The 25781-nt window shown below is 68.4% G+C and carries 19 protein-coding genes; 11 read left to right on the forward strand and 8 right to left on the reverse strand.

The window, feature by feature from the left end:
• Positions 1–46: 46 nt before the first annotated feature.
• Positions 47–1078, forward strand: a complete 1032-nt coding sequence (locus BA175_RS14060; protein ID WP_069171603.1) for an alanine racemase — start codon at positions 47–49, stop codon at positions 1076–1078.
• Between the two features lie 7 nt (positions 1079–1085).
• Here the strand turns inward: BA175_RS14060 and BA175_RS14065 are convergent, their stop codons facing one another.
• Positions 1086–2591: a glycosyltransferase family 87 protein gene (locus BA175_RS14065; protein WP_175420825.1), complete on the reverse strand. Its 1506-nt coding sequence runs from the start codon at positions 2589–2591 to the stop codon at positions 1086–1088.
• Between the two features lie 139 nt (positions 2592–2730).
• Positions 2731–5451: a transglycosylase domain-containing protein gene (locus BA175_RS14070; RefSeq protein WP_079159536.1), complete on the reverse strand. Its 2721-nt coding sequence runs from the start codon at positions 5449–5451 to the stop codon at positions 2731–2733.
• 386 nt (positions 5452–5837) lie between these two features.
• On the opposite strand from BA175_RS14070, the gene BA175_RS14075 reads away from it, so the two are divergent.
• The 3 genes from BA175_RS14075 to BA175_RS14085 all read left to right on the forward strand — a co-directional run bounded on the left by BA175_RS14075 (position 5838) and on the right by BA175_RS14085 (position 9094).
• Entirely contained in the window at positions 5838–6539 is a 702-nt protein-coding gene (locus BA175_RS14075; RefSeq protein WP_069171605.1) for a PadR family transcriptional regulator, read from the forward strand.
• 62 nt (positions 6540–6601) lie between these two features.
• Positions 6602–7684 carry an inositol-3-phosphate synthase gene (locus tag BA175_RS14080; protein ID WP_069171606.1) on the forward strand — a complete coding sequence of 361 codons (1083 nt, stop codon included), beginning with the start codon at positions 6602–6604 and terminating at the stop codon, positions 7682–7684.
• Positions 7685–7804: 120 nt separating this feature from the next.
• On the forward strand, positions 7805–9094 hold the full coding sequence (locus BA175_RS14085; protein WP_069171607.1) for an MFS transporter: 1290 nt from the start codon (positions 7805–7807) through the stop codon (positions 9092–9094).
• A 151-nt stretch (positions 9095–9245) separates the two neighbouring features.
• Here BA175_RS14085 and BA175_RS14090 read toward each other — a convergent pair whose 3' ends face one another.
• Positions 9246–10688 (reverse strand): CCA tRNA nucleotidyltransferase, encoded by a 1443-nt coding sequence (locus BA175_RS14090; protein ID WP_069171608.1) that lies wholly within the window; start codon positions 10686–10688, stop codon positions 9246–9248.
• A 180-nt stretch (positions 10689–10868) separates the two neighbouring features.
• On the opposite strand from BA175_RS14090, the gene BA175_RS14095 reads away from it, so the two are divergent.
• From BA175_RS14095 to trxA, 7 genes are all read left to right on the forward strand, one after another.
• On the forward strand, positions 10869–13166 hold the full coding sequence (locus BA175_RS14095) for a DUF6049 family protein (protein ID WP_069171609.1): 2298 nt from the start codon (positions 10869–10871) through the stop codon (positions 13164–13166).
• 49 nt (positions 13167–13215) lie between these two features.
• Complete coding sequence (gene murJ / locus BA175_RS14100; protein WP_069171610.1) at positions 13216–15375, forward strand: murein biosynthesis integral membrane protein MurJ; 2160 nt, start codon at positions 13216–13218, stop codon at positions 15373–15375.
• Between the two features lie 153 nt (positions 15376–15528).
• A complete protein-coding gene (locus tag BA175_RS14105) occupies positions 15529–17238 on the forward strand; it encodes a protein kinase family protein (RefSeq protein ID WP_069171611.1) in 1710 nt (569 codons plus the stop codon).
• A 631-nt stretch (positions 17239–17869) separates the two neighbouring features.
• The gene (gene sigM / locus BA175_RS14110; RefSeq protein WP_069171612.1) at positions 17870–18565 is read left to right on the forward strand and encodes an RNA polymerase sigma factor SigM; all 696 of its coding nucleotides are present in this window, start codon (positions 17870–17872) and stop codon (positions 18563–18565) included.
• Positions 18562–19470 (forward strand): hypothetical protein, encoded by a 909-nt coding sequence (locus BA175_RS14115; protein WP_069171613.1) that lies wholly within the window; start codon positions 18562–18564, stop codon positions 19468–19470. Before sigM ends, BA175_RS14115 begins: the two co-directional genes overlap by 4 nt.
• 126 nt (positions 19471–19596) lie before the next feature.
• Complete coding sequence (gene trxB, locus BA175_RS14120; RefSeq protein WP_069171614.1) at positions 19597–20568, forward strand: thioredoxin-disulfide reductase; 972 nt, start codon at positions 19597–19599, stop codon at positions 20566–20568.
• A 37-nt stretch (positions 20569–20605) separates the two neighbouring features.
• Positions 20606–20938, forward strand: coding sequence for a thioredoxin (gene trxA / locus BA175_RS14125; RefSeq protein WP_069171615.1), 333 nt, complete (start codon positions 20606–20608; stop codon positions 20936–20938).
• Positions 20939–21031: 93 nt separating this feature from the next.
• Here the strand turns inward: trxA and BA175_RS14130 are convergent, their stop codons facing one another.
• The 5 genes from BA175_RS14130 to BA175_RS14150 form a co-directional block, all read right to left on the reverse strand.
• A complete protein-coding gene (locus tag BA175_RS14130; protein WP_069171616.1) occupies positions 21032–21649 on the reverse strand; it encodes a GNAT family N-acetyltransferase in 618 nt (205 codons plus the stop codon).
• Between the two features lie 309 nt (positions 21650–21958).
• On the reverse strand, positions 21959–23062 hold the full coding sequence (locus tag BA175_RS14135) for a ParB/RepB/Spo0J family partition protein (RefSeq protein ID WP_069171617.1): 1104 nt from the start codon (positions 23060–23062) through the stop codon (positions 21959–21961).
• Positions 23059–24135 (reverse strand): ParA family protein, encoded by a 1077-nt coding sequence (locus BA175_RS14140; protein ID WP_079159537.1) that lies wholly within the window; start codon positions 24133–24135, stop codon positions 23059–23061. Before BA175_RS14140 ends, BA175_RS14135 begins: the two co-directional genes overlap by 4 nt.
• 300 nt (positions 24136–24435) lie before the next feature.
• On the reverse strand, positions 24436–25152 hold the full coding sequence (rsmG, locus tag BA175_RS14145) for a 16S rRNA (guanine(527)-N(7))-methyltransferase RsmG (RefSeq protein ID WP_069171619.1): 717 nt from the start codon (positions 25150–25152) through the stop codon (positions 24436–24438).
• A gap of 109 nt (positions 25153–25261) precedes the next feature.
• Complete coding sequence (locus BA175_RS14150) at positions 25262–25771, reverse strand: Jag family protein (RefSeq protein WP_069171620.1); 510 nt, start codon at positions 25769–25771, stop codon at positions 25262–25264.
• Positions 25772–25781: the final 10 nt, after the last annotated feature.

Raw genomic sequence — 25781 nt, forward strand, 5'->3', positions numbered from 1 at the left:
TTCCTTCCGATTCCACCGCAGCCACCAGAAAGGTTCCGGGCCGGCCATGGCGCTCTCCCTCTACGTCGACACCGCGCGCTGGCGGGCGCACCAGAAGTCGGTGCTCGACCAGTTCCCCGGTCTCGTGCCCGTCTGCAAGGGCAACGGCTACGGCTTCGGCCACGAGCGGCTGGCCGACGAGGCCATCCGCTTCGGTTCCGACACGCTGGCGGTCGGCACCACGTACGAGGCCGCCCGCATCAAGGACTGGTTCAGCGGTGACCTGCTGGTGCTGACGCCCTTCCGCAGGGGCGAGGAGCCCGTGCCGCTGCCCGACCGGGTGATCCGCTCCGTCTCCTCCGTGGACGGCGTGCACGCCCTGGTGGGAGCGCGGGTGGTCATCGAGTGCATGAGCTCGATGAAGCGCCACGGGGTGAAGGAGGAGGAGCTGGGCCTGCTGCACGCCGCGATCGAGGACGTGCGCCTCGAAGGCTTCGCTCTGCACCTCCCGCTGGACCGCACGGACGGTTCGGACGCGGTCGAGGAGGTCATCGCCTGGATGGACCGGCTGCGCGCGGCCCGGCTTCCGCTCCACACCATGTTCGTCAGCCATCTGCGGGCGGAGGAGCTGGCCCGGCTGCAGCAGCAGTTCCCGCAGACCCGCTTCCGCGCCCGCATCGGCACGCGTCTGTGGCTCGGTGACCACGAGGCGACCGAGTACCGCGGCGCGGTGCTCGACGTGACGCCGGTCGTCAAGGGCGACCGGTTCGGCTACCGCCAGCAGAAGGCCGCCTCGGACGGCTGGCTGGTGGTCGTCGCCGGGGGGACGTCCCACGGTGTCGGGCTGGAGGCCCCCAAGGCCCTGCACGGGGTGATGCCGCGGGCCAAGGGGGTCGCACGCGCGGGTCTCGCCACGGTCAACCGCAATCTGTCGCCGTTCGTCTGGTCGGGCAAGCAGCGCTGGTTCGCCGAGCCTCCGCACATGCAGGTGTCGATCCTGTTCGTGCCCTCGGACGCGCAGGAGCCGAAGGTGGGCGACGAACTGGTGGCCCATCTGCGCCACACGACCACCCAGTTCGACCGCCTCGTGGACCGGTAACCGCAGGTCAGCCGAGGGCCGCTCCGCCTGCCGGGTGCCGGTCCCCGCCCGGCTCCCCGGCCTCAGGGTCTGTGCCGGGGCGGGCACGGTCCACCATCCGCCGCAGCGACACCTTGTCCGGGGCCCCGTCGAGCACCCCGCCCGACGGGTCGTCCGCTCCGTCGCGCCGTACCGGATCGCGCTCGGGCATCAGGATGTCCCTGACGATCACGGCGCAGAGGTACAGGGTGCCCAGGAGGTGCAGGGCGATCACGACCTGGTAGCCCTCCTGGGGCAGTCCCTGGTGCTTGTCGCCGCTCGTGGTGTACGCGAGGTACAGCCAGATCCCCAGGAAGTACACGACCTCGCAGGCCTGCCAGACGAGGAAGTCCCGCCAGCGCGGCCTGGCCAGCGCGGCCAGCGGGATCAGCCAGAGCACGTACTGCGGTGAGTAGACCTTGTTCGTGAGGATGAAGGCGGCCACCACCAGGAACGCGAGCTGGGCGAACCGCGGCCGGTGCCGGGCTCCCAGCGCCAGGCCCGCGATCCCCGCACACAGCACGATCATCAGCAGCACGGAGGCCGTGTTCACGGTGTCCACGCCGATGGGGCGTCCGGTGCGCTGGGTGATGATCAGCCAGAAGGAGCCGTAGTCGATCTGCCGTTCCTGGCTGAAGGTGTAGAACTTCTTCCAGCCCTCGGGCGCGTACAGCATGACCGGAAGGTTCACAGCCAGCCAGGCAGCCGCCGCGCCGAGCAGAGCGGACGTGTACTCCCGCCATCTGCCCGCCCGCCAGCACAGGACGAGCAGCGGCCCCAGGAGCAGCGCCGGGTACAGTTTCGCAGCCGTCGCCAGGCCGATGAGGACGCCGAAGGCGAGCACCCTGCCGCGGGACCACATCAGCATCGCCGCGGCCGTCAGCGCGACGGCGAACAGGTCCCAGTTGATCGTCGCGGTGAGCGCGAGCGCCGGTGCGAGGGCGACCAGGAGCCCGTCCCAGGGGCGGAGCCGGTGGGTGCGGGCGACGCACACCACGATGATCACGGCGCAGATCATCAGCATGCCCGCGTTGACCATCCAGTACATCTGTTCGTGCTGCTGCATGGAATCGGAGTCGGGGGTCGGCGTCAGCCAGGAGGCGATCTGCATGAACAGGCCCGTCAGGACCGGGTACTCGAGGTAGTCCATGTCGCCGCTGAGCCGGTCGGCGTAGGGGACGAGGCCCTCGGCGAAGCCGCGGCCGAGGTACAGGTGCGGGATGTCCGAGTAGCAGGCATGGGTGTACTGCGAGCTGGTCCCGCGGAACCAAGCCCAGTCGTAGCAGGGGATCTTCTGCACCATGCCGAGTGCGAACATCCCGATTGCCACGAGCACGACGACCCGTACCGGCGTGAGCGGTCCCGCTCCCAGGCGTGCCCAGCGGCCCACGGGGCCGCCGATCAGCTCGCTGCCGGCCGCGGCGATCTCGTCCTGCCGCGTCGGCCGTACGACGGGGCGCTCCTGGTGCACGCTCGTGTCCTCTGCGCTTGGCATGCCGCACATCCTGCCGTACCGGGCTGTGAGTGACACGTGGGCCGCCTGCGGGACACGAGAGGGCCGCCCGCACCTGGGGGGTGCGGGCGGCCCTCGTCACGCGTATCCGGCAGGTCCTGGGGGAGGCCGGAGGTCGGTACTACCCGCCGCCTCCGAAGAGCCCGCCGCCGTTGCCGTTGCCGTTGCCGTTGCCGCTCGTGGTTCCGGTCGATCCGTCGGTCGAGCCGTCGGTCGTCCCGGTGGTCGTTCCGGTGTCCGTCCCGCCGGTCGTGGTGTCGCCGGTCGTGGTCCCGCCGTTGGTGGTCCCGTCCGTGGTGCCGCCGTTGCCGTTCCCGGTGTTGGTGCCACCGTTGGGGTTCTGGCAGTCCCAGTCGAACGTGCCGCAGGTCTCCGTCGGTGTGGGGGACACGGTCGACGGCGTGGGCGCCGGCGGGGTGGGTGACTCGCTGGACTCGGACGGCGACGGGGTCGGGCTGGGGGTCGGGCTGGGACTGACCGCGCCGCCGCCGAACAGCTTCTCCCCGTACGGCTCGGGCTTGGGGAACTTGACGACCTTCATCCCCTTCACCGCCTCGGCCATGTAGTCGTGCCAGATGTGTGCGGGGAACGACGCACCGTGGATCTTGGCCTCGCCACCCGTGCCGAACATCTCCAGGAACTCGCGGTTCTTCTTCGTCTCGTCGTCGTCCATCCGGAACATGCTGACGGCCGTGGAGATCTGCGGGGTGTAGCCGACGAACCAGGCCGACTTGTTACCGTCCGTAGTACCGGTCTTGCCCGCCACGTCACGGCCGGGGAGCTGCGCGGGTGTACCGGTGCCGTTCTCCACGACGTTCTTCAGGACGTCGGTGACGTTGTCGGCGATGACCCGCTTCAAGGCGGTCTTGGTCACCGTCTCGTGCTGATAGATGACCTCACCCTTCTGCTTGACCTCGGTGACCGAGAAGGGGTCGTTCCGCTTACCGCTGGTGGCGAAGGTGGCGTACGCGCCGGCCATGCGGATGGCGCTCGGCGACGACGTGCCGATGGAGAACGACGGAACCTTCGAATCCGCCATGTACTCGTCGTCACGCAGACCCGCGGCGACGGCGACGTCCTTCACCTTGTCCGTACCGACGTCCATGCCCAGCTGCACGTAGGGGGAGTTGGCGGATTCCTGCATGGCGTACCGCAGGGTGATGTCACCGTAGGACTTACCGCCGTCGTTGGTCTGCAGCCACTGCTCTCCCTCAGCGTTCTGCCAGACGTCCCCGTTGTACAGCTTGATCTTCAGCTTGTTGTCGCCGTTGTACTGCGCCATGGGCGAGACAGGGGTCCGGTCCGTCTCGCTCTGCTCCGCGGGGAGCTTCGGATCGCGCTTCCCGTACTCCATGGCGGCGGCCAGCACGAAGGGCTTGAAGGTCGAACCGACCTGCGCGCCGGTCGCGTCGGCGTTGTTGGTGTAGTGCTTCGTCGCGTCCTGACCACCGTAGGTGGCGAGAATGGCCCCCGTCTCGGTGTCCACGGACGCCCCGCCGAACTCGACGTGCGTGTCCTTGTCCGGCCGCTTCTCCGGGTCGATCTTGGCCTTGTACACCTTCGTGACCGCGGCTTCGAGCGCCTTGACCTTCTTCTTGTCGAAGGTCGTGTGGATCTCGTAACCGCCCTGGGCCAGCTGCCGTTCGGTGACGCCCCGGTCGTTGTGCGCGAGGAAGTACTTCGTGGCCAGGTCCACCAGGTAACCCGTCTGGCCGCCCAGCTTGGCGTCCTTCTTCGGTTCGTGGGGCATGGGGAACGTCGTGTACTTGGCGCGCTCGGCCGCGCTCAGCCGGCTGTCCTTGACCTCTTCGTCGAGGATCCACTTCCAGCGCTTCTGCGCGCGTTCGGTGTTCTTCTCCCGCGTGGCCTGCACCGGGTCCACCTCGGGGGCGCCCGCCGGGTCGTAGTAGCTCGCACCCTTGAGCAGGCTCGCCAGGAAGGCGCACTCGCTCGCGTCCAGCGCCGTGGCGTCCTTGCCGTAGTACGCGCGTGCGGCGGCCTGCAGACCCGAGGCGCCGCGGCCGTAGTAGGAGATGTTGAGGTAGCCCTCCATGACCTTCTCCTTGCTCACGGTCCTGCCGACCTTGAGCGTGATGAAGAGCTCCTTGAACTTGCGGCTCAGCGTCTGGTCCTGCGTGAGCATCGAGTTCTTCACGTACTGCTGGGTGATCGTGGAACCGCCCTGCGTCTCACCGCCCTTGGCCATGTTCCAGAAGGCGCGGGCGATGCCCATGGGGTCGATGCCGTAGTCGTCCTTGAACGACTTGTTCTCGGCCGAGACGACCGCGCTCCGCATGGCCTTGGGGATCTGCTCGTAGCTGATCCACTGCCGGTTGACAGAACCGCCGGTGGCGACCATCTGCGTGTTGTCGGCCCAGTAGTAGACGTTGTTCTGCGCCAGGGCGTCCTTCTTCACCTCCGGCGTCGCGACGAGCGCGTACGCCACGCCGGCGGCGCCCATCATGAGGCCCAGGAAGCCCAGACACAGGCCGGAGACCAGCTTCCACGACGGCACCCAGCGGCGTACGCCGTACTTACCGGCCCGGGGGTAGTCGATGAAGCGCTTCTTGCCGGGGCGGCTTCCCGCCCGGCCACGCCCTTCCGGACCGCCGGCGTCGCCGCCGCCCCCGCGCCGCCTTCCCCCTCCGCCGCCCCGCTGGGCGCGACGTGCCTCAGCACGGCTGCCGTACGACGGTTCCTCGTCATAGGCCTCTGAGGGTGTTGCTGACGTTGCTCTGCGTGACGACCCATTGCGGCGTCCGGCAGGCTGTTGGGCGGCTCGTCTGGCCGCGGCACGTCCGCCACCTTGCGGTTGCGGCGCTTTGCGACGGTGCTCGCTCATCGAACGACTACTCCTCGGGCAGGCGAGAGCGCCTGGAAGCGGCAGTTGAGTTCCGGTCCCCCCGCATGACGGACAAGCCCTGCGGAAGGCTCATCCGCAGTACATCCGGCAGTCCGCGATGAGTGACGCACGACGGCGTCTCACGGTTCCCGGTGGTCTGCATCCCGCACAGACTACGCACGGTCGAAAACCTCCGGAGGCCGAACTTCATCCCAAATTACGCAAGTCACTCGCCGAGAATCTCCGATGTGACACCGCTCACCCTGCATCCCCTTGTCCAACATGACGCACCGATCTATCGTGCTGATGTATCGAGTCGATACATCAGCGTGGAACAGCGTGGCCGCCCAGGCCGCGCGGAAACGCCGGCGAAGGAGGAGGCGCAGGTGAGCAGACGCTCCGGCATCCTCGAATTCGCCGTCCTGGGCCTGCTCCGCGAATCCCCGATGCACGGGTACGAGCTGCGTAAACGCCTCAACACCTCGCTGGGCATCTTCCGCGCCTTCAGCTACGGCACCCTCTACCCCTGTCTCAAGACGCTGGTCGCCAACGGCTGGTTGATCGAGGAGACGGGGAGCGATCCGGCACTTCCGCCCGCGGCCGGCCGTGGGGTCGCCCCCGCGTCGTCACTCGCGGGGCGCCGCGCGAAGATCGTCTACCGGTTGACGGCGGAAGGTAAGGAGCACTTCGAGGAGCTGCTCTCCCACACCGGCCCCGACGCCTGGGAGGACGAGCACTTCGCCGCTCGCTTCGCCTTCTTCGGGCAGACGGAGCGCGAGGTGCGCATGCGCGTGCTCGAAGGCCGCCGCAGCAGGCTGGAGGAGCGGCTCGAGAAGATGCGCGCCTCCCTGGCCCGCACCCGTGAACGACTCGATGACTACACGCTTGAGCTGCAGCGGCACGGCATGGAGTCCGTGGAGCGCGAAGTGCGCTGGCTGAACGAGCTCATCGAGAGCGAGCGGTCGGGACGGGATCAGCGACGATCCTCGCCCGGGGGCTCCACTCAGCACGACACATCAGGAGAGACGGGCGGCCTGCCCCGGCACCGGGATGACACCCGGCCGGATCCGTCCGACGACACCAAGTGAAAGACCCCGCAGACCCGCAAGGCGTCACGGGCAACACCGAGAACACACAGGGAGCAATCGGCATGGGTTCGGTTCGCGTAGCCATCGTCGGCGTGGGCAACTGCGCCGCCTCACTGGTGCAGGGCGTCGAGTACTACAAGGACGCCGATCCGGCCGGCAAGGTGCCCGGTCTGATGCACGTCCAGTTCGGCGATTACCACGTGCGCGACGTCGAGTTCGTCGCCGCCTTCGACGTCGACGCGAAGAAGGTCGGCCTCGACCTCGCGGATGCCATCGGCGCCAGCGAGAACAACACCATCAAGATCGCCGACGTGCCGAACACCGGCGTGACCGTGCAGCGCGGCCACACCCACGACGGTCTGGGCAAGTACTACCGCGAGACGATCGAGGAGTCCGCCGAGGCCCCGGTCGACATCGTCCAGACCCTCAAGGACAAGCAGGTCGACGTCCTGGTCTGCTACCTGCCCGTCGGTTCCGAGGTCGCTGCGAAGTTCTACGCACAGTGCGCCATCGACGCCAAGGTCGCGTTCGTCAACGCCCTCCCGGTGTTCATCGCCGGCACCAAGGAGTGGGCGGACAAGTTCACCGAGGCCGGTGTCCCGATCGTCGGTGACGACATCAAGTCCCAGGTCGGCGCCACCATCACGCACCGCGTGATGGCGAAGCTCTTCGAGGACCGGGGCGTCATCCTGGACCGCACGATGCAGCTGAACGTCGGCGGCAACATGGACTTCAAGAACATGCTCGAGCGGGAGCGCCTGGAGTCCAAGAAGATCTCCAAGACCCAGGCCGTCACCTCGCAGATCCGTGACCGTGAGCTCGGTGCGGACAACGTCCACATCGGCCCCTCCGACTACGTGGCCTGGCTCGACGACCGCAAGTGGGCCTACGTGCGCCTCGAGGGCCGCGCCTTCGGCGACGTCCCGCTGAACCTCGAGTACAAGCTCGAGGTGTGGGACTCCCCGAACTCCGCGGGTGTCATCATCGACGCCGTGCGCGCGGCGAAGATCGCCAAGGACCGCGGCATCGGTGGCCCGATCCTCTCGGCCTCCTCGTACTTCATGAAGTCCCCGCCGGTCCAGTACTTCGACGACGAGGCCCGCGAGAACGTCGAGAAGTTCATCAACGGCGACGTCGAGCGCTGATCGGGGCCGTCACGGCTTCAGTCTCACCGGGGTGAGGGGCGGCAGCGCTCCCGCCTCCGCACGAGGGGGGTCCCCGGGCAATCCGCCCGGGGACCCCCCTCGTGTGTGACCCTTGCCCACATGCCTGTCGTGCGTGATCTTGGCGTACTCCTGCGCCTCCGGAACTTCCGTCGCCTCCTCGCCGTGCGGCTCCTCTCCCAGGCAGCCGACGGCGTCTATCAGGTCGCGCTCGCCACGTACGTCATCTTCTCCCCGGAGAACCAGACGACCCCAGGTGCCATCGCCTCCGCCATGGCCGTGCTGCTCCTCCCGTACTCACTGGTCGGCCCGTTCGCGGGAGTCCTGCTGGATCGCTGGCCACGACGCCAGGTCTTCCTCTACGGAAACCTCCTGCGGGCCGCCCTGGCCTGCTGCACCGCCCTTCTGCTCCTGCAGTCCGTGCCCGAGTGGATGTTCTACGTCTCAGCTCTCTTCGTCACCGCGGTCAACCGTTTCGTCCTGGCAGGGCTTTCCGCCGCCCTCCCCCATGTCGTCGACAACGACCGGCTCGTGGTGGCCAACTCGCTCTCCCCGACGGCAGGCACTCTGGCGGCCACTGCGGGCGGCGGCCTGGCACTGGCCATGCGGCTCCTGACGAACGGGTCCGACGCGGCCGTCGTCCTCCTGGGCGCGGTGCTCTACCTGCTGTCCGCGCTGACCTCGCTGTCACTGGCCCGTGAACTGCTCGGCCCGGACCGCGACCAGCCCCACGTGCGTCTACGGGAGGCCCTGGCCACGACCGCGCGTGGACTCGTCGCCGGCTTGCGCCATTTGGCGGAGCGGAAGGACGCGGCGCGCGCCCTGGCCGCCATGACCGTGATCCGTTTCTGCTACGGGGCTCTCACCGTGATGCTCCTGATGCTGTGCCGCTACGCGTGGTCCGACGGCGCGTCCGACGGCCTCGCCCTGCTCGGCCTGGCACTGGGCGCCTCCGCCGCCGGATTCTTCGTGGCCGCCGTCATCACCCCCTGGGCCGTCGGACGCTTCGGCCGCTACGGCTGGCTGGCGGTGTGCGCAGGCGCGGCAGCCGTCCTGGAGCCGGCCCTGGGACTGCCCTTCGCGCCCGCCCCGATGCTGCCTGCGGCGTTCGTACTCGGGTTGGTGACCCAGGGATCGAAGATCGCGACGGACACCGAGGTGCAGACCTCTGTGGACGACGCGTTCCGCGGCAGGGTCTTCTCGCTCTACGACGTGCTGTTCAACGTCGCATTCGTCGCCGCTGCCGGCATGGCCGCTCTCGCGCTTCCGGCGGACGGCAGATCCGTCGTGGTAGTGGTCACGGTGGCCGCTCTCTACGCCGCGGTAGCCCTGGCCATGCTCCGGTGGAGAGACGTCAGCACCGCGAAGCCGGACGCCCACCCCAGTGTGTGAGGACTACCGCTTCGCCGGTTCGTACACGCCGGGCACTGCGTCACACATGGATGAGGGGCGTTGTTTCACGTGAAACAGCGCCCCTCGATACTCGACGCCGGAATCCACCGGGTCATGTTTCACGTGAAACATGACCCAGTGAGGCGAGGTCTCACTGCTGCGCGGCCCACCACCGCTTGAGGGCGGCGACGGCCGCGTCACGTTCCATCGGCCCGTGCTCCAGCCGGAGCTCCAGCAAGTAGGAGTACGCCTGACCGATCACCGGTCCGGGGCCGACTCCCAGAATCTCCATGATCTCGTTGCCGTCGAGGTCCGGACGGATGGAGTCCAGCTCCTCCTGTTCCTGCAGTTGCGCGATGCGCTCCTCCAGGCCGTCGTACGTCCGCGAGAGGGCGTTCGCCTTGCGCTTGTTCCGCGTCGTGCAGTCCGAGCGTGTGAGCTTGTGGAGCCGTTCCAGGAGGGGCCCCGCATCCCGTACGTACCGGCGGACCGCGGAATCGGTCCACTCCCCGTCGCCGTAGCCGTGGAAGCGCAGGTGAAGCTCCACCAGCTTCGCCACGTCCTTGACCATGTCGTTGGAGTACTTGAGCTCGGTCATCCGCTTCCTGGCCATCTTGGCGCCGACCACTTCGTGGTGGTGGAACGAGACCCGGCCGTCCTTCTCGAATCGCCGCGTCCTCGGCTTCCCGATGTCGTGGAGCAGGGCGGCGAGGCGCAGGACGAGATCGGGGCCGTTCTCCTCGAGGTCGATGGCCTGCTCCAGCACGGTCAGTGAGTGCTCGTAGACGTCCTTGTGACGGTGATGCTCGTCACTCTCCAGTCGCAGCGCGGGGAGCTCGGGGAGCACCCGGTCGGCGAGGCCCGTGTCGACGAGGAGACCGAGCCCCTTACGTGGGTGCCCGGAGAGGAGCAGCTTGTTCAGCTCCTCCCGGACCCGTTCGGCCGACACGATCTCGATCCGGCCGGCCATGTCCGTCATCGCCGTGATGACGTCCGGGGCGACCTCGAAATCGAGCTGAGCGGCGAAGCGGGCGGCGCGCAGCATCCGCAGCGGGTCGTCGGAGAAGGAGTCCTCGGCCGTGCCCGGCGTACGGAGCACACGCTCCGCGAGATCCTCGAGCCCACCGTGGGGGTCGATGAACTCCTTCCGAGGCAGGGCTACGGCCATGGCGTTGACGGTGAAGTCACGCCGCACGAGGTCTTCCTCGATCGAATCACCGTAGGAGACCTCCGGCTTGCGGGAGGTCCTGTCGTAGGCCTCCGACCGGTAGGTCGTGACCTCGATCTGGTAGCCGTCCTTCTGCGATCCGACCGTGCCGAACGCGATCCCGACCTCCCAGACGGAGTCGGCCCACGGCCGGACGATCTTGAGTACGTCTTCGGGCCGGGCGTCCGTGGTGAAGTCCAGATCGTTCCCGAGCCTGCCGAGCAACGCGTCACGGACCGACCCCCCGACCAGAGCGAGGCCGAATCCCGCCTGCTCGAAGCGGCGGGCGAGGTCGTCGGCGACGGGGGACACCCGCAGCAGTTCACTTACTGCGCGCTGCTGCACCTGACTCAGTGCACTGGCGTTGTCTTCGTTGGCGTTCGGCACAACAGAAAAGGGTACGTGCCCCGACCGGCCCGGGCGTCCTCGTTTCTCCGGGCCCTGCGAGACTCTCCCGATCATGTGGCACGGTCCCCGGCACTCAGCCGTCGGGCACATCGTTACCATGCGTGGACGCAGAGACCGGCAAGACCGGTACCAGCTGACGACGACGAGGGACGGATACGCGTGGCCGAGGCGGCAGACTCTCAGGGGATGAATCCCTCCCCTGCCCGCCGGTGGCTCCGGCGCACAGCCTCCTTGATCGTCGGAGTGCCGCTGATCGCCGGCCTCCTGGCCGGCCCGGCGGCGCCGTCGGCCCAGGCCGGCGTCACGGCCGAGGCACCGACCGGATCACGCACCGTCGATGTGTCCCTGGACACCCTCGCGCCGAGCGCACCGGTCGAGGGCGACACGCTCACCGTGTCCGGCACCCTGACCAACAAGGGCAGGAAAACGATCACGGACGCCGAGGTGGACCTGCGCGTCGGGCCGCGGCTCTCCGGCAGGTCCGCGATCGACGAGGCCGCGCGGCGGACCGGGTACCTGCCCGGCAGCGATCCGGCGAAGCTCGGCGGCCCGTACACGGTGAAGATCGCCGAGCTCGCGTCCGGCATAAGCCAGGACTTCACGCTCTCCGTCCCGGTGGAGAAGCTGGGCCTGGACGACGCGGGCGTCTATCAGCTCGGTGTCTCCCTCACGGGCCACACCTCCGACAGCGTCTACGACCAGGTGCTGGGTATCCGGCGGACCTTCCTTCCCTGGCAGCCGGAGGACGCGGAGCGCAAGACCGGCCTGACCTTCCTCTGGCCACTGATCGCGTCGGCGCACGTCACGGCGGAGACGGGGTCCGACGAACAGCAGACTCCTGTCTTCGCCGACGACGAACTCGCCCTCGATCTCGCCCCCGGGGGCCGGCTGGAGCAGATGGTCTCCCTGGGCCGTCAGCTCCCCGTCACCTGGGTGATCGACCCGGATCTGCTGGCAGCGGCCGACGCCATGACGAAGAACTACCGGGTGAGGGTCGGCGACACCACCGTCGCGGGCACCAATCAGGCCATCGCCAAGCAGTGGCTCACCTCGCTCGAAGCCGCGGTCAAGGACGGCACGGTGGTGGCCCTGCCGTTCGCGGATCCGGACCTCGCCTCCATCGCTCACCGCGGCAAGAACGTGACGGGCACGCTCAGTCATCTGCAGACGGCGACCGAGGCTGCGGGAGTCACCGTGGAGACGGTTCTCCATGTGAAGCCGTCCACCGACTTCGCCTGGCCCGTGAACGGTGCCATCGACCCTTCCATCGTCGACGTGGCCACATCGGCCGGCGCCCACAAGGTGATCGCCCGCAGCGACAGCCTCGAGGAGACCGGTGACCTTCCCTACACGCCGACGGCAGCCCGTCCCATCGGTGGGGGCACCACCGCGGTGGTCTCCGACCACCGTCTCTCCACCGCGTTCGAGGGCGACCTGTCCAAGGCGGGGAAGGCGACGCTGGCCGTCCAGAAGTTCCTCGCTCACACGCTGACACTGACCGAACAGGCACCGGATCGCGAGCGCAGCATCGTCGTAGCGCCGCAGCGGACGCCCACGGCCGCCCAGGCACAGGCCATGGCCCGCGCTGTGCAGGCGTTGACCGACGAGCACTGGACGCAGCCTCTCGACCTCGTCGCCGCAGCGGGGAAGAAGCCCGACGCACAGGCCACGACGAAGGTGCCGAGGGCCTCCCGGTACCCGAAGAAGCTCCGCAGCCAGGAGCTGCCCACCCAGGCCTTCCAGGACATCAGGACGACACAGGACTCGCTCAACAGCTTCCAGGTCATCCTCACCCAGCCCGACCGCGTGGTCACGCCGTTCGGCAACGCGATCAACCGCTCGATGTCGACGTCCTGGCGCGGCAGTGCCCTGGAAGCCCAGCGCTACCGTGATGCCGTCCGTATCTATCTGCGGAGCCTCACCAACGAGGTGCAGCTCATCGCGAAGTCCGACGTCACCCTGTCCGGACGCAGTGCGACGATCCCCGTGACCGTGCAGAACAAGCTGGTGCAGGGTGTCGACCACCTCGTGCTCCGCCTGACGTCGGGCAACGCCACCCGGCTCAACCTGAACGACGGCGGAGCCGTGGCCGAGCAGCCGGTCCGGATCGCCGGCGGTCACAGCCAGTCGGTGAAGTTCGACGCCTCGGCCAACGCCAACGGACAGGCTCAGGTCACCGCCCGCCTCTTCACGCCGGACGGAACGCCGTACGGCGAGGAGATGACCTTCACCGTGAAGGTCTCGGAAGTCACACCCACGGTGCTTCTGGTGATCGCCGGAGGCCTGCTGCTGCTGGTCCTCGCCGGTATCAGGATGTACACCCACCGCAAGCGCACCGCGGCGGCGGGCCTGGCGGAGAACGACGGCGGTGAACCCGAGCAGCCGAGTGACCCGGCGCCGGACACCGGTCCGGAAAGCGGGAAGCCGTCGGGCCCGGGTGAGAAAGTGGACCGTTGAGCGATGTCTGTCGTGGCCGGTCGGCCGGGGACAATGAGGTGGGGTTTCGATGAACGCGCCGTACGACGGTGACCGCGGCCAGGGCGCGGGCGGAGCTGGGTCTTCCGGCGGTCCGCCGGCACCACCCGGATCCGGGCAGGACGGGGTGACGCCCGACCCGTACCTCCAGCACGCCTACGACCACGATCCGTACCGTGCGCAGGACCTCGCCGCGCAGGACCCGGTGGCCGAGGCCCTCTACGACCGCGCCTCCCACCCCCCGCCGCCCCCCGGCACGTATCAGGAGCCCCCGGCGCTCTACCAGCAGCCTCCCGCGGGCCAGTACGCCCCCGACCCCCGCATCTGGGCCCAGACGCCGCCACCGGAGCCCGCAGGTCCCTCACGGCACCTTCCGTACGGGGACAACCCGGCGACCACCCAGTACGTCGGTGTGGACGACCTGGTCACCCAGGCCGCCGCGGACGGTGAGCAGCCCGACGCCTTCGCCCACCTCTTCCGTGACCAGGAAGGGTCGGGGCGCCCTCCGGCACCGCCGGCCGAGCCGGAGGCAGCTCCGGCACCCGTACCGCCGAAGTCCGGTGGCCGTGCCGCGGGAATACTGAAGTCGAGCGCCCTGATGGCGGCAGGGACCCTCGTGTCCCGGCTCACGGGCTTCATCCGCAGCCTGGTGATCACCGCGGCGCTGGGTGCGGCACTGCTCGGTGACAGCTTCACCATCGCGTACACCCTGCCCACCATGATCTACATCCTCACCGTGGGCGGCGGGCTCAACTCGGTCTTCGTCCCCCAGCTCGTCCGCTCCATGAAGGACGACGCGGACGGCGGCGAGGCGTTCGCCAACCGTCTGCTGACACTGGTCATGGTCGCGCTCGGTGCGATCGTGGCCCTGGCGGTCTTCGCCGCCCCCCTGCTCATCCGCATGATGTCCTTGCCGATCGCGAACGATCCGGCTGCCAACAGCGTCGCCGTCACGTTCGCCCGCTTCTGCCTGCCGACCATCTTCTTCATGGGCATCCATGTGGTGATGGGCCAGATCCTCAACGCCCGCGGAAAGTTCGGCGCGATGATGTGGACGCCGGTCCTCAACAACATCGTCATGATCTTCACGTTCGGCATGTTCATCTGGGTCTACGGCACCTCGGCCGAATCCCGGATGGGCGTCGAGACGATCCCGCCGGAGGGCGTCCGCCTCCTCGGCATCGGCACGCTGCTCGGTCTGGCCGTCCAGGCCCTGGCGATGATCCCGTACCTCCGCGAAACCGGCTTCCGCTTCCGTCCGCGCTTCGACTGGAAGGGCCACGGGCTCGGCAAGACGGTCAAGCTCGCCAAGTGGACGGTCCTGTTCGTCCTGGCCAACCAGGCAGGTGTGCTGGTCGTCACCCAGCTCGCCACCTCGGCGGGCAAGCTCGCGGACAAGGACGGCTCCGGCTTCCTCGCCTACTCCAACGCCCAGCTGATCTGGGGGATGCCGCAGGCGATCATCACCGTCTCCGTCATGGCCGCGCTGCTGCCGCGTATCTCCCGCGCGGCCCACGACAACGACCCAGGAGCCGTCCGCGACGACATCTCGCAGGGACTGCGCAACTCCGCCGTCGCGATCGTGCCCGTCGCCTTCACGTTCCTGGCGCTCGGCCTGCCGATGTGCACCCTGCTCTACGCGTCGAGCGGCACGGAGGCCGCCCGGTCCATGGGCTTCATCCTGATGGCGTTCGGCCTGGGCCTCATCCCGTACTCCGTGCAGTACGTCGTGCTGCGCGGTTTCTACGCGTACGAGGACACCCGCACCCCCTTCTACAACACGGTCATCGTCGCCGCCGTCAACGCCGCCGCGTCCGCACTCTGCTACGTGGTCCTCCCCGCTCAGTGGGCGGTCGTCGGAATGGCCGCCTCCTACGGGCTGGCCTACGCGGTCGGCGTGGGGATCGCCTGGCGGCGCCTGCGCAACCGGCTGGGGGGCGACCTCGACGGCGCCCGGGTGGTGCGCACCTACGCCCGCCTCTGCCTGGCCGCGATCCCCGCGGCACTCCTGGGCGGAGCCGTGGGCTTCGCTCTTCTCGAGACGCTGGGGGAGGGGGCCGGCGGGTCGGTGGTCGCCCTCGTCTGCGGCAGTGTGGTCCTGCTCGGCGTCTTCTTCGTCGCCGCCCGGAAGATGCGGATCGAGGAGCTCAACAGCATGGTCGGCATGGTCCGGGGGCGGCTCGGCCGCTGACGGCCACACGTGGGGAGGTCGTGAAGGGGGCACCGGGCCGCACAACCATCGCTGGGCACCGCGTGTCGTGCATAGCGCGGGAGTGTGGGCACAATTGACGTGACTGTGCAGAGCTGGCTGGTTCGCGCAACGGATGGGGAGGCAGGAACGACGGTGGCGGAACGTAGCACGGCTGCTGTGGATGTGGCCGACAACGACGGCGACAAACCGTCGGCCGCCAAGGCGGACGAGGCGACGCCCGAAGGGACGTCCCAGGACTCCGAGGGCGCGAGCCCGGAGAGCCCGGGCGGCGGACCGGCGGGTGCGGGCCCCGTACCGGCGACCCCCGATCTGCACAGTGGTCACAAACTGGCCGGACGCTACCGCCTCGAGGAGTGCGTCACCCGTTTGGACGGATTCAGCAGCTGGCGTGCCGTCGACGAGAAGCTGCGGCGGGCGGTGGGCGTCCACCTGCTGACCGCCGACCACCCGCGTGCCCGCTCGGTGCTCGCGGCCGCCCGCTCCTCCGCGCTTCTGGGGGACCCACGCTTCGTGCAGGTCCTGGACGCCGTCGAGGAGAACGACCTCGTCTACGTCGTCCACGAGTGGCTCCCCGACGCCACGGAGCTCACCGCCCTGCTCGCGGCCGGGCCGCTGGAGGCCCACGACGCGTACCAGCTGGTGAGCCAGGTCTCCCAGGCCATGGCCGCCGCACACCGGGAAGGCCTCGCGCACCTGCGGCTCACTCCCGGCGCCGTGCTGCGCAGCTCGACCGGGCAGTACCGGATCCGCGGCCTCGCCGTGAACGCCGCACTGCGGGGCATCACCGCGGACCAGCCACTGCGTACGGACACCGAGGCCATCGGCGCGCTCCTCTACGCGGCCCTGACCCGGCGCTGGCCCTACGAGAGCGACGCCTACGGCCTGGCCGGGCTGCCCAAGGACCTGGGACTGATTCCCCCGGACCAGGTGCGGGCGGGCGTCCACCGAGGCCTCTCGGAGCTCGCCATGCGGGCACTCGTCAACGACGGCGCCACCGCTTCACGCCAGGAACAGCCCTGCACCACGCCGGACGAGCTGGCGAAGGCGGTCGCCGCCATGCCGCGCATCCTGCCTCCTGAGCCCGTCTTCACCGCACCGCCCGAATACCAGCGCACGACGTACCAGCAGGGCACCTACGGGCGCCCCTCGGTACGCCCCACCTCGGCCACCCAGCCGGTCGTCACGGCTCCCCCGCCCCCTCTCCAGAGCCGCACGGGCAAGGCGCTCAAGTGGGCCGTGTCCGCGCTGCTCATCGCCGCTCTGGGCCTCGGAAGCTGGCAGCTGGCAGAGACCGTGCTCAACCGGGACAACGATTCCGGGGAGCCGGCGCCGACACAGACCACGGAGGAAGGGGCCGACGACAAGGTGCCGGCCGCCCTCAAGGACCTCCGCATCGTCGACGCGGAGGAATTCACCCCCAGCGGTTCGGGAATTCAGCAGCAGGATGTCCCGAACACCATCGACGGCAAGCCTGACACCGCTTGGGTCACTCCCCGGTACGTGGGGTACGCCAACTTCGGCAACCTCGCGAACCGCAAGCAGGGCAGCGGCATAATCGTCGACCTCGGCAGCGCACAGGACGTCTCCGGCATCGACATCAAGATGTACCGCAGCCAGCAGAAGGCCGAAGTGCTGGCAGCAGACGCGAACGCCTCCCAGCCCACGTCACTGTCCGACTTCCCTCATCGCCTCACGAACCTGGAGACGACGGGAAGCACCCTGCACAAGACCCTCACCGAGCCGGTCCGGACCCGCTACATCCTGGTCCGCATCGCGGAGTTGCCCCCGGACGGCTCATCAGGCTTCCGGGGCGGCATCTCGGAGATCTCGGTCCTCGGATGAGCGAACGGGCCGGCGAGGAACCATCTCGCCGGCCCGTCTGCGTGCCGCCGCCTGCGTGATCCCGCCCCGTCTCGCCGCGGTGTCACGGCAGTGGGAGAACCAGCCGCAGTGGCCCGCGACGCTCTCCGGGCCGAACGCGCCCCTGCGCCCGCCCAACTGCAGTCACATGCCTTTCACTTGGGTTGCGACAGGGCCGGCGTACCGGCTGTGGAGACCGTTGCCGGCCGCCTGGGTGCCACCGTCCACACTGAGGGAGACCGCACTTGAGGCGTGACGGCGTGGTGGTGTCCGGGGACAGCCACGGCGCAGTCGTCACACCGCCCGCCTACGGATCGAAGCTCGTTCCCCCGATCCAGCTCCGAGTCCTCACGCCGCTGCCCTTTCCGTACCTCCTCCAACGCCTCCCACACCGGAAGGCGTTGCACCTGAGATACTCATGGCCGCAGCCCTCTGCACGCTAGGCTTCTCCATCTCTATGCTCTCCTCGGTCGCACCGTGACGGACAGGCCGGCACACCGAGCAGGTCGGCCCGTCCGCGATCCCCTGCGTACGGGCGGACTGTTCGCAGCGAGATCGAGCAAGAGTGCTGGCGATCGCAGGCAGCCAGGGCCCAGAAGTAGGGAGGGGGACCGTGCATCAATCCGACCCACCCAGCGACCAGGATCTCCTGGCTCAGCACGTCGCAGGCGAACCGGACGCCTTCGGTGAGCTCGTGAGGCGGCATCGAGACCGCCTCTGGGCAGTCGCGATCCGCACTCTCGGCGACCGCGAGGAAGCCGCCGACGCAGTGCAGGACGCCCTCGTGTCCGCCTTTCGCGCGGCCCACACCTTCCGTGGCCAGTCAGCCGTCACCACCTGGCTGCACCGCATCACCGTCAACGCCTGCCTGGACCGGGCCCGTAAGGCAGCCTCACGCAGAACCTCGCCCGTCGACGACGCCGAGCGGCTCGAGCAGCTTCTGGAGCCGCACGAGTCCGCCGCGGCTCCCGCCGAGCGGCAGGATCTGCACCGTGAACTCTTGGCGGCGTTGGCCACCCTTCCCGCCGAGCAGCGAGCAGCACTGATCCTCGTGGACATGCAGGCCTACCCCGTCGCGGAGGCCGCCCGCATTCTCGACGTACCGACCGGCACGGTGAAGAGCCGCTGCGCCCGCGGCCGGGCAAAGCTGCTTCCGCTGCTCACCCATCTACGGGACACAGGTGACAGCGCGAGCGGCATCATGGAAAGGAACCGGACGCACGGGACATCCGTCCCACCGGCGTCAGGACCAAGGGATGCAGGCACAAGCGATCCTGCTGGTGTACAGGGTGGAGGTGGGCTCGCATGACATCCACGGCCGACACGGTTCAGCACCCGGACGTATCGGAGATCTCCGACCTCACCGAAGGTCTCCTCCCCCCCTCCCGCGCCGAAGCCCTCCGTCGCCACATCGGCGCCTGTGCTCCCTGCGGCGAGGTTCGTGCCTCTCTGGAGGAGATCCGCTCCCTTCTCGGCACTGTGCCCTCGGAAGAGCCCATGCCCGCCGATGTCGCCGACCGCATCACCACGGCGCTGGCGGCGGAGGCGCTCCCCACCCCTGCGGGTACGTCAGAGCATGTTTCACGTGAAACACGCGATCAGTCTCCGGACGGCACGGCCCCCGAGCGTCCTCAAGGACACCCCCGCGGAGCCACCGGCCCTGGTCGGCGTTCCGGTCGGCGTCGCCGACGCGCACTCGTTCTCGGCACCGCCCTGGGAGCGGCCGTGGTCGGCATGAGCGTCTTCATGCTCCAGACGGTGCAGCGGTCAGGGGATTCAGCGGGAACGCAGGCCGACCATGGCCTCAGTGCCGCCTCCGACGAAAAGCGTCGCGAGTTCGCCGAAGGCACTCTGGAGAGGGATGTCCATACCCTGCTGAGCGACACGGACAGGAGCGCGAAGCAGGACGAGCCTTCCATGGACACGCAAGCGTCCCCACGAAACCTTTCCCCCGGCGCCTCGTCGCCCCACACCCCCTTGCTGGCCCCCGCGGTGGAGGTGCCTCCCTGCATCCAGCAGGGAACCGGCCGAGACGCGCCGGCCCTGGCGGTGGAAGAGGGCAGGTACGAAGGAACCGCCGCGTTCCTGGTCGTCCTGCCCCACGCGACCGACCCGAGCCGCGTACAGGCCTATGTCGTGGATGCTGCGTGCACGGACTCCGGTGCTGCGGACAAGGGCAGCCTGCTCCTCACGCACACGTACACACGTCGCTGAGGGACGCCCCCGGACCGGATCCGATACTTCGGGAATGCACGCCCCGTAGGATCCGTTGGGTGGGGTGAGAGTCGTGGAACCGACCCCAGTAGGCAGTAGGCAGTCTGCAGAGACGAGGAAGAACCCGTGAGCGACGTCCGTAATGTGATCATCATCGGCTCCGGGCCGGCCGGTTACACCGCCGCCCTGTACACCGCTCGCGCGTCGCTGAAGCCGCTGGTTTTCGAGGGCGCCGTCACCGCAGGCGGTGCGCTGATGAACACCACCGACGTGGAGAACTTCCCGGGCTTCCAGGACGGAATCATGGGCCCTGAGCTCATGGACAACATGCGGGCCCAGGCAGAGCGTTTCGGGGCCGACCTCATCCCTGACGACGTGGTCTCCGTCGACCTCTCCGGCGACATCAAGACCGTCACGGACACCGCCGGCACAGTGCACCGGGCCAAGGCGGTCATCGTCACCACGGGATCGCAGCACCGCAAGCTCGGCCTGCCGAACGAGGACACACTCTCCGGCCGGGGCGTTTCCTGGTGTGCCACCTGCGACGGCTTCTTCTTCAAGGACCAGGACATCGCCGTGGTGGGTGGTGGCGACACCGCCATGGAGGAGGCAACCTTCCTCTCGCGGTTCGCCAGGTCGGTCACGATCGTCCACCGTCGTGATTCCCTGCGGGCCTCCAAGGCGATGCAGGCGCGGGCCTTCGCCGACCCGAAGATCAAGTTCGCCTGGGACAGCGAGGTCGCCATCGTCCACGGCGATCAGAAGCTCTCCGGCCTGACCCTTCGCAACACGAAGACGGGCGAGACGTCCGAACTTTCGGTGACCGGCCTTTTCATCGCCGTCGGTCACGACCCTCGCACCGAGCTGTTCAAGGGTCAGCTGGACCTCGACGACGAGGGTTACCTCAAGGTCGACGCCCCCTCGACCCGCACCAACCTGACGGGCGTCTTCGGCGCCGGCGATGTCGTCGACCACACCTACCGGCAGGCGATCACCGCTGCCGGGACCGGCTGTTCCGCGGCCCTCGACGCGGAGCGTTTCCTGGCTGCGCTCTCGGACGAGAAGCTCGCCGAGCCGGAGAAGACCCCGGCAGTCTGACCGTTTCCCCACACCCCACGTAGTTAAGGAGGTCGCCGTGGCCGGCGCCCTGAAGAACGTAACCGACGCCTCGTTCGACGAGGACGTCCTCAAGAGCGACAAGCCCGTCCTGGTGGACTTCTGGGCGGCATGGTGCGGCCCGTGCCGGCAGATTGCGCCGTCCCTCGAGGCGATCGCGACCGAGTTCGGCGACAAGATCGAAATCGTCAAGCTCAACATTGACGAGAACCCGGCCATCGCTGCCAAGTACGGCGTCATGTCCATCCCGACGCTCAACGTGTACCAGAACGGCGAGGTCGCCAAGACCATCGTCGGTGCCAAGCCGAAGGCCGCGATCCTGCGCGACCTGGAAGCCTTCATCGGCGCGTAGGACAGCACCGCACACTGTTTCACGTGAAACGGGCCCACCCTCCGGGGTGGGCCCGTTTCGTTCGGTCGGCAGGGACCTGCCACAGCCCCACGCTCAAAGGGGACGTAACGCGGGTTCCTTCTGTACTGCACCGAGCAATCTGTCCAGCGCCAGCTCGACGTCCTCTTTCCAGGAGAGTGTCGTACGCAGCTCCAGCCGCAGCCGTGGGTACACCGGGTGGGGGCGCACCGTCTTGAATCCCACCGCCAGCAGATGGTCGGCAGGCAGTACACAGGCCGGCTCCTTCCAGCGGGCGTCGCCGAAGGCCTCGATGGCTCTGAAGCCCCGCCGCAGGAGATCCTTGGCGACTGTCTGCACCATGACCCGTCCGAGCCCCTGCCCCTGAAACCCGGGCAAGATCAACGCGGTGATGAGCTGGACAGCATCAGGAGATACGGGGCTGGTGGGAAACGCCGTGGACCGCGGCACATACGCAGGCGGGGCATAGAGGACGTAGCCGACTGGCACATCGTCCACGTAGACGACCCGCCCGCAGGAACCCCACTCCAGTAGAACAGCGGAGATCCACGCTTCCTTCTCCACCTCGGGCCGGCCGGCCTTTACCGCTGCTTCCCCGCTGACCGGATCAAGTTCCCAGAAGACACACGAGCGGCATCGCCGGGGGAGATCCGGAAGGTTGTCCAGTGTGAGCGGTACGAGCCGACGCCCCATGTAGGCGGTTCCTCACTTCCTTCGCCCGCCGCATCCCGTGCGGCTGCCAGCGCACTCCGTTCTCGGAACAGGCTGCCGACGAAGCCCCCGACAGCACCGAGCACCAGCCCAACTGTCACCAGGTGGCTGCGATTCAGTGATCGCACGACCCCCGCCTCCTCTGAGGTGCGTCACGGTGGTGGAAACGTCATCCCAGAACGCATCGTATCCACCCAGAGGTGATGCCGACACCGAGGAAATGCAAAGGGCGGGCTGTGTTCCGGAAACTTCTCCGGCGCACATCCCGCCCCGCCGCCCCGCGCGGGAGGCTCAGATCTCGTCGTCGCTCGGATCGTCGTCGCTCTGCTCCTCCGAGAGGCTCCGTTCCAGCACTCGCCCCTCGCCTGGAGCCAGACTGCCGAGGATCCGGTCCAGATCCTCCATCGAAGCGAACTCGACGACGATCTTCCCCTTCTTCTGTCCGAGATCGACCTTCACCCGCGTCTCGAAACGGTCCGACAGCCGGGACGCAAGGTCGGTGAGGGCAGGTGAGACGCGGCCGCCCGCCCGGGGGCGCTTCGGCTTCACCGAACTCATGGGCTCGTGGCCCAGCAGATTCACGATCTCCTCGACCGCGCGCACCGACAGTCCCTCCGCCACGATGCGGTGAGCCAGCCGGTCCTGCTCCTCGGAGTCGTCCACCGACAGCAGTGCCCGTGCGTGGCCTGCCGAGAGAACACCCGCCGCTACCCTGAGCTGCACCGGCGGAGAGAGCCGCAGCAGGCGCAGCGTGTTCGAGACCTGAGGACGGGAACGGCCGATCCGGTCCGCCAGCTGCTCCTGGGTGCACTGGAAGTCCTTCAGCAGCTGGTCGTATGCCGCCGCCTCCTCCAATGGGTTCAGCTGGGCCCGGTGCAGGTTTTCCAGGAGCGCGTCGAGCAGGAGCTTCTCATCGTCCGTGGCACGGACGATCGCCGGGATGCGTTCCAGGCCGGCCTCGCCGCAGGCCCTCCACCGACGCTCACCCATGATGAGCTCGTAGCGGTCGTCGGCCACCTTGCGGACGACGACGGGCTGGAGAAGACCGACCTCCTTGATGGAGGTGACCAGCTCCGCCAGAGCGTCCTCGTCAAATACCTCGCGGGGCTGCCTGGGATTCGGGGTGATCGAATCGAGCGGCACTTCGGCGAAATAAGCCCCCGCGGAGTCGGCCGAGCCCTCAAGAGTCTCCGCATCGGCCGGGGGAGAGCTCGGCTCCGGCACCAGCGAGCCTGAGGGGAGACCGGCGACCTTCGCGGCCGCCACCCCACGGTCAGCGGTCAGCAGGGCAGAGGGCCCCGGACCCGAAGAGGGAGAGGCTACCTGCTTCTCCGACGGAGCTGCGGGGATCAGTGCACCGAGCCCACGCCCCAACCCTCTACGACGCTCACTCACTGCATGCCCTCCGTCTTGCTCTGCTGGCTGTTCTGCATGTCCGTATGGGCGTGCTGGGCCTCATAGTGCATCCCCACACCCCTCAAGGCGATCTCGCGGGCCGCTTCGAGGTAGGACAGTGATCCGCTGGACCCTGGATCATAGGTCAGCACTGTCTGCCCGTAGCTCGGCGCCTCGGAGATGCGTACCGACCGCGGGATGCTCGTCCGCAGCACCTCCTTGCCGAAGTGGCTGCGAACCTCCTCCGCCACCTGGGAGGCAAGTCTCGTACGCCCGTCGTACATGGTGAGGAGGATGGTGGAGACATGGAGCTCCGGGTTGAGATGTCCCCGCACGAGGTCGACGTTACGCAGCAGCTGCCCCAGGCCCTCCAGCGCGTAGTACTCGCACTGAATCGGGATGAGCACTTCGGCTCCGGCTACGAGCGCGTTGACCGTCAGTAGCCCCAGGGACGGCGGGCAGTCGATGAGGATGTAGTCGAGTGGCTGCTCGTAGGCCTGAATGGCCCGCTGAAGCCGGCTCTCCCGCGCCACCAGCGATACCAGCTCGATCTCCGCGCCGGCGAGATCAATGGTGGCGGGCGCACAGAAAAGACCCTCGACGTCAGGAACCGGCTGGACCACCTCGGAGAGAGGCATGCTGTCCACCAGCACGTCGTAGATGGACGGAACGTCCGCGTGGTGGTCGATCCCCAGGGCCGTGGAGGCGTTCCCCTGCGGATCCAGGTCTACCACCAGGACTCGCGCACCGTGCAGCGCGAGCGAAGCGGCGATATTGACCGTCGAGGTGGTCTTACCTACGCCGCCCTTTTGGTTGGCAACCACCATCACGCGGGTCTGCTCCGGTCGGGGCAGGCCCTCACCGGCGCGACCGAGGGCCTCAACGGCCAGCTGGGCCGCGCGACCGATGGGTGTGTCGTCCATCGGAGGCGGTGTTTCACGTGAAACACCGTCCCCCACGGACTCGGTACGGGGACCGGGGACCGGATCGGTCATCGGTCCCGCGATATTGGCGTCGGACCGCAAGGATTCACTCTCCTCGACTTCAGGCTCGCAATGAAGAGAGCCTGCCATGCTTTCGGGGGCATGAACCAGCGAGGCCGACTCTTCTGTGGATGAATCCACTTCTGTGGACAACTCGGTAACCCTGACGGGCCTGCGGTCGCGCGGCGATGCAGCCGCACGACCGCGGCCGATGATTCCCTGCAGCAGAGAGCGACGTTTCACGTGAAACACGATGCCCCTGGAGCGAAGCGCCGACGTTTCGACACTCCGCGAAGGTCACATATAGCTGCACGCTCCGCATAGGCACGGAAAAAGATCCGTAAGCGATGAATGCGAGAAAAGGGCGCGCCGCTCTCGTGTACCCCAGGCCTATCGACGTCGGCGTGTCCGCCCCACTCGCGCGGCCTTGGCGCGCTTGGCGGCGAACCGCACACCGCCCGGGCTCTCCCCGACCACTACGCGTACAACGGTGGACGCAGGCTCGACCAGTCCCTCACCGACGTGAAGCACCTCGGTCTCCACCACACCCAGTTTGCTCAGGGCGGCACGGGCACCCTGCAGCTCCTCCTCCGCGGTGTCTCCCTTGAGGGCCAGCATCTCGCCGTACGGGCGCAGAAGCGGTACGCCCCAGCCGGCGAGGCGGTCAAGGGGAGCGACGGCCCGAGCCGTCACCACATGCACCGGCTGCAGGGACCCGAGCACTTCCTCGGCCCGGCCGCGCACGACCGTCACATGGTCCAGGCCGAGCAGCTCGACGACCTCCTGGAGGAAGTTCGTGCGGCGCAGCAGCGGCTCCAACAGCGTGATCTTCAGGTCCGGCCGCACCAGGGCGAGGGGAATCCCGGGCAGGCCCGCCCCCGACCCCACATCGCACACCGTGACGCCTTCGGGGACCACTTCCGAGAGCACGGCGCAGTTCAGCAGGTGGCGCTCCCACAGACGCGGGACCTCTCGGGGGCCGATCAGCCCCCTTGTGACGCCGGCGTCCGCGAGCAGCTCCGCGTACCTGGAAGCCATGGGAAAGGACTCACCGAATACCGCTTGCGCCTCCTTGGGCGCCTGAGGGAGCTCTGCTGCCTCGCTCACGAGGACCGTCCTTCCGTACCGCACTAGCGCACTGGGGGTGGCTGACTAACAGGCTGACAACGATCGGCCCCGTCTGCGGACAGACGGGGCCGACAGTACAAGGATCCGGTCAGGCCGGAAGCACGACGACGAAGCGCTGCGGCTCCTCGCCCTCGGACTCGCTGCGCAGGCCCGCCGCCGCCACGGCGTCGTGCACGACCTTGCGCTCGAACGGCGTCATGGGCTCCAGCTTCACGGGCTCACCGGAGCTCTTGACCTCGTCGGCGGCCTTCGCGCCCAGGGCGGCGAGCACCTCCCGCTTCTTGGCGCGGAAGCCGGCGATGTCCAGCATCAGGCGGCTGCGGTCACCGGTCTCCCGATGCACTGCCAGGCGCGTGAGCTCCTGGAGCGCCTCCAGCACCTCACCGTCGCGGCCCACAAGCTTCTGCAGGTCACGCGGCGATTCGCTGATGATCGACACTGCGGCCCGGTCCGCCTCCACATCCATGTCGATGTCACCGTCGAGGTCGGCGATGTCGAGGAGACCTTCGAGGTAGTCGGCCGCGATCTCCCCCTCCTGCTCGAGGCGGGTCAGAGTGTCGCTGCCCTCAGCGGCCGTGGTGATGGTGCCGTCCGTCACGGATGGACTC

It is taken from the genome of Streptomyces griseus, from assembly GCF_001715295.1.
Taxonomy (GTDB): Bacteria; Actinomycetota; Actinomycetes; order Streptomycetales; family Streptomycetaceae; genus Streptomyces; species Streptomyces griseus_G.

Excerpts from the sequence above, each read along its gene's own strand:
- BA175_RS14140 (WP_079159537.1), bottom strand. The coding sequence starts at position 24,135 with ATGGCAGGCTCTCTTCATTGCGAGCCTGAAGTCGAGGAGAGTGAATCC.
- murJ (WP_069171610.1), top strand. The coding sequence starts at position 13,216 with ATGAACGCGCCGTACGACGGTGACCGCGGCCAGGGCGCGGGCGGAGCT.
- BA175_RS14115 (WP_069171613.1), top strand. The coding sequence starts at position 18,562 with ATGACATCCACGGCCGACACGGTTCAGCACCCGGACGTATCGGAGATC.
- BA175_RS14085 (WP_069171607.1), top strand. The coding sequence starts at position 7,805 with ATGCCTGTCGTGCGTGATCTTGGCGTACTCCTGCGCCTCCGGAACTTC.
- BA175_RS14130 (WP_069171616.1), bottom strand. The coding sequence starts at position 21,649 with ATGGGGCGTCGGCTCGTACCGCTCACACTGGACAACCTTCCGGATCTC.
- BA175_RS14070 (WP_079159536.1), bottom strand. The coding sequence starts at position 5,451 with ATGAGCGAGCACCGTCGCAAAGCGCCGCAACCGCAAGGTGGCGGACGT.
- BA175_RS14065 (WP_175420825.1), bottom strand. The coding sequence starts at position 2,591 with ATGCCAAGCGCAGAGGACACGAGCGTGCACCAGGAGCGCCCCGTCGTA.
- BA175_RS14060 (WP_069171603.1), top strand. The coding sequence starts at position 47 with ATGGCGCTCTCCCTCTACGTCGACACCGCGCGCTGGCGGGCGCACCAG.
- BA175_RS14080 (WP_069171606.1), top strand. The coding sequence starts at position 6,602 with ATGGGTTCGGTTCGCGTAGCCATCGTCGGCGTGGGCAACTGCGCCGCC.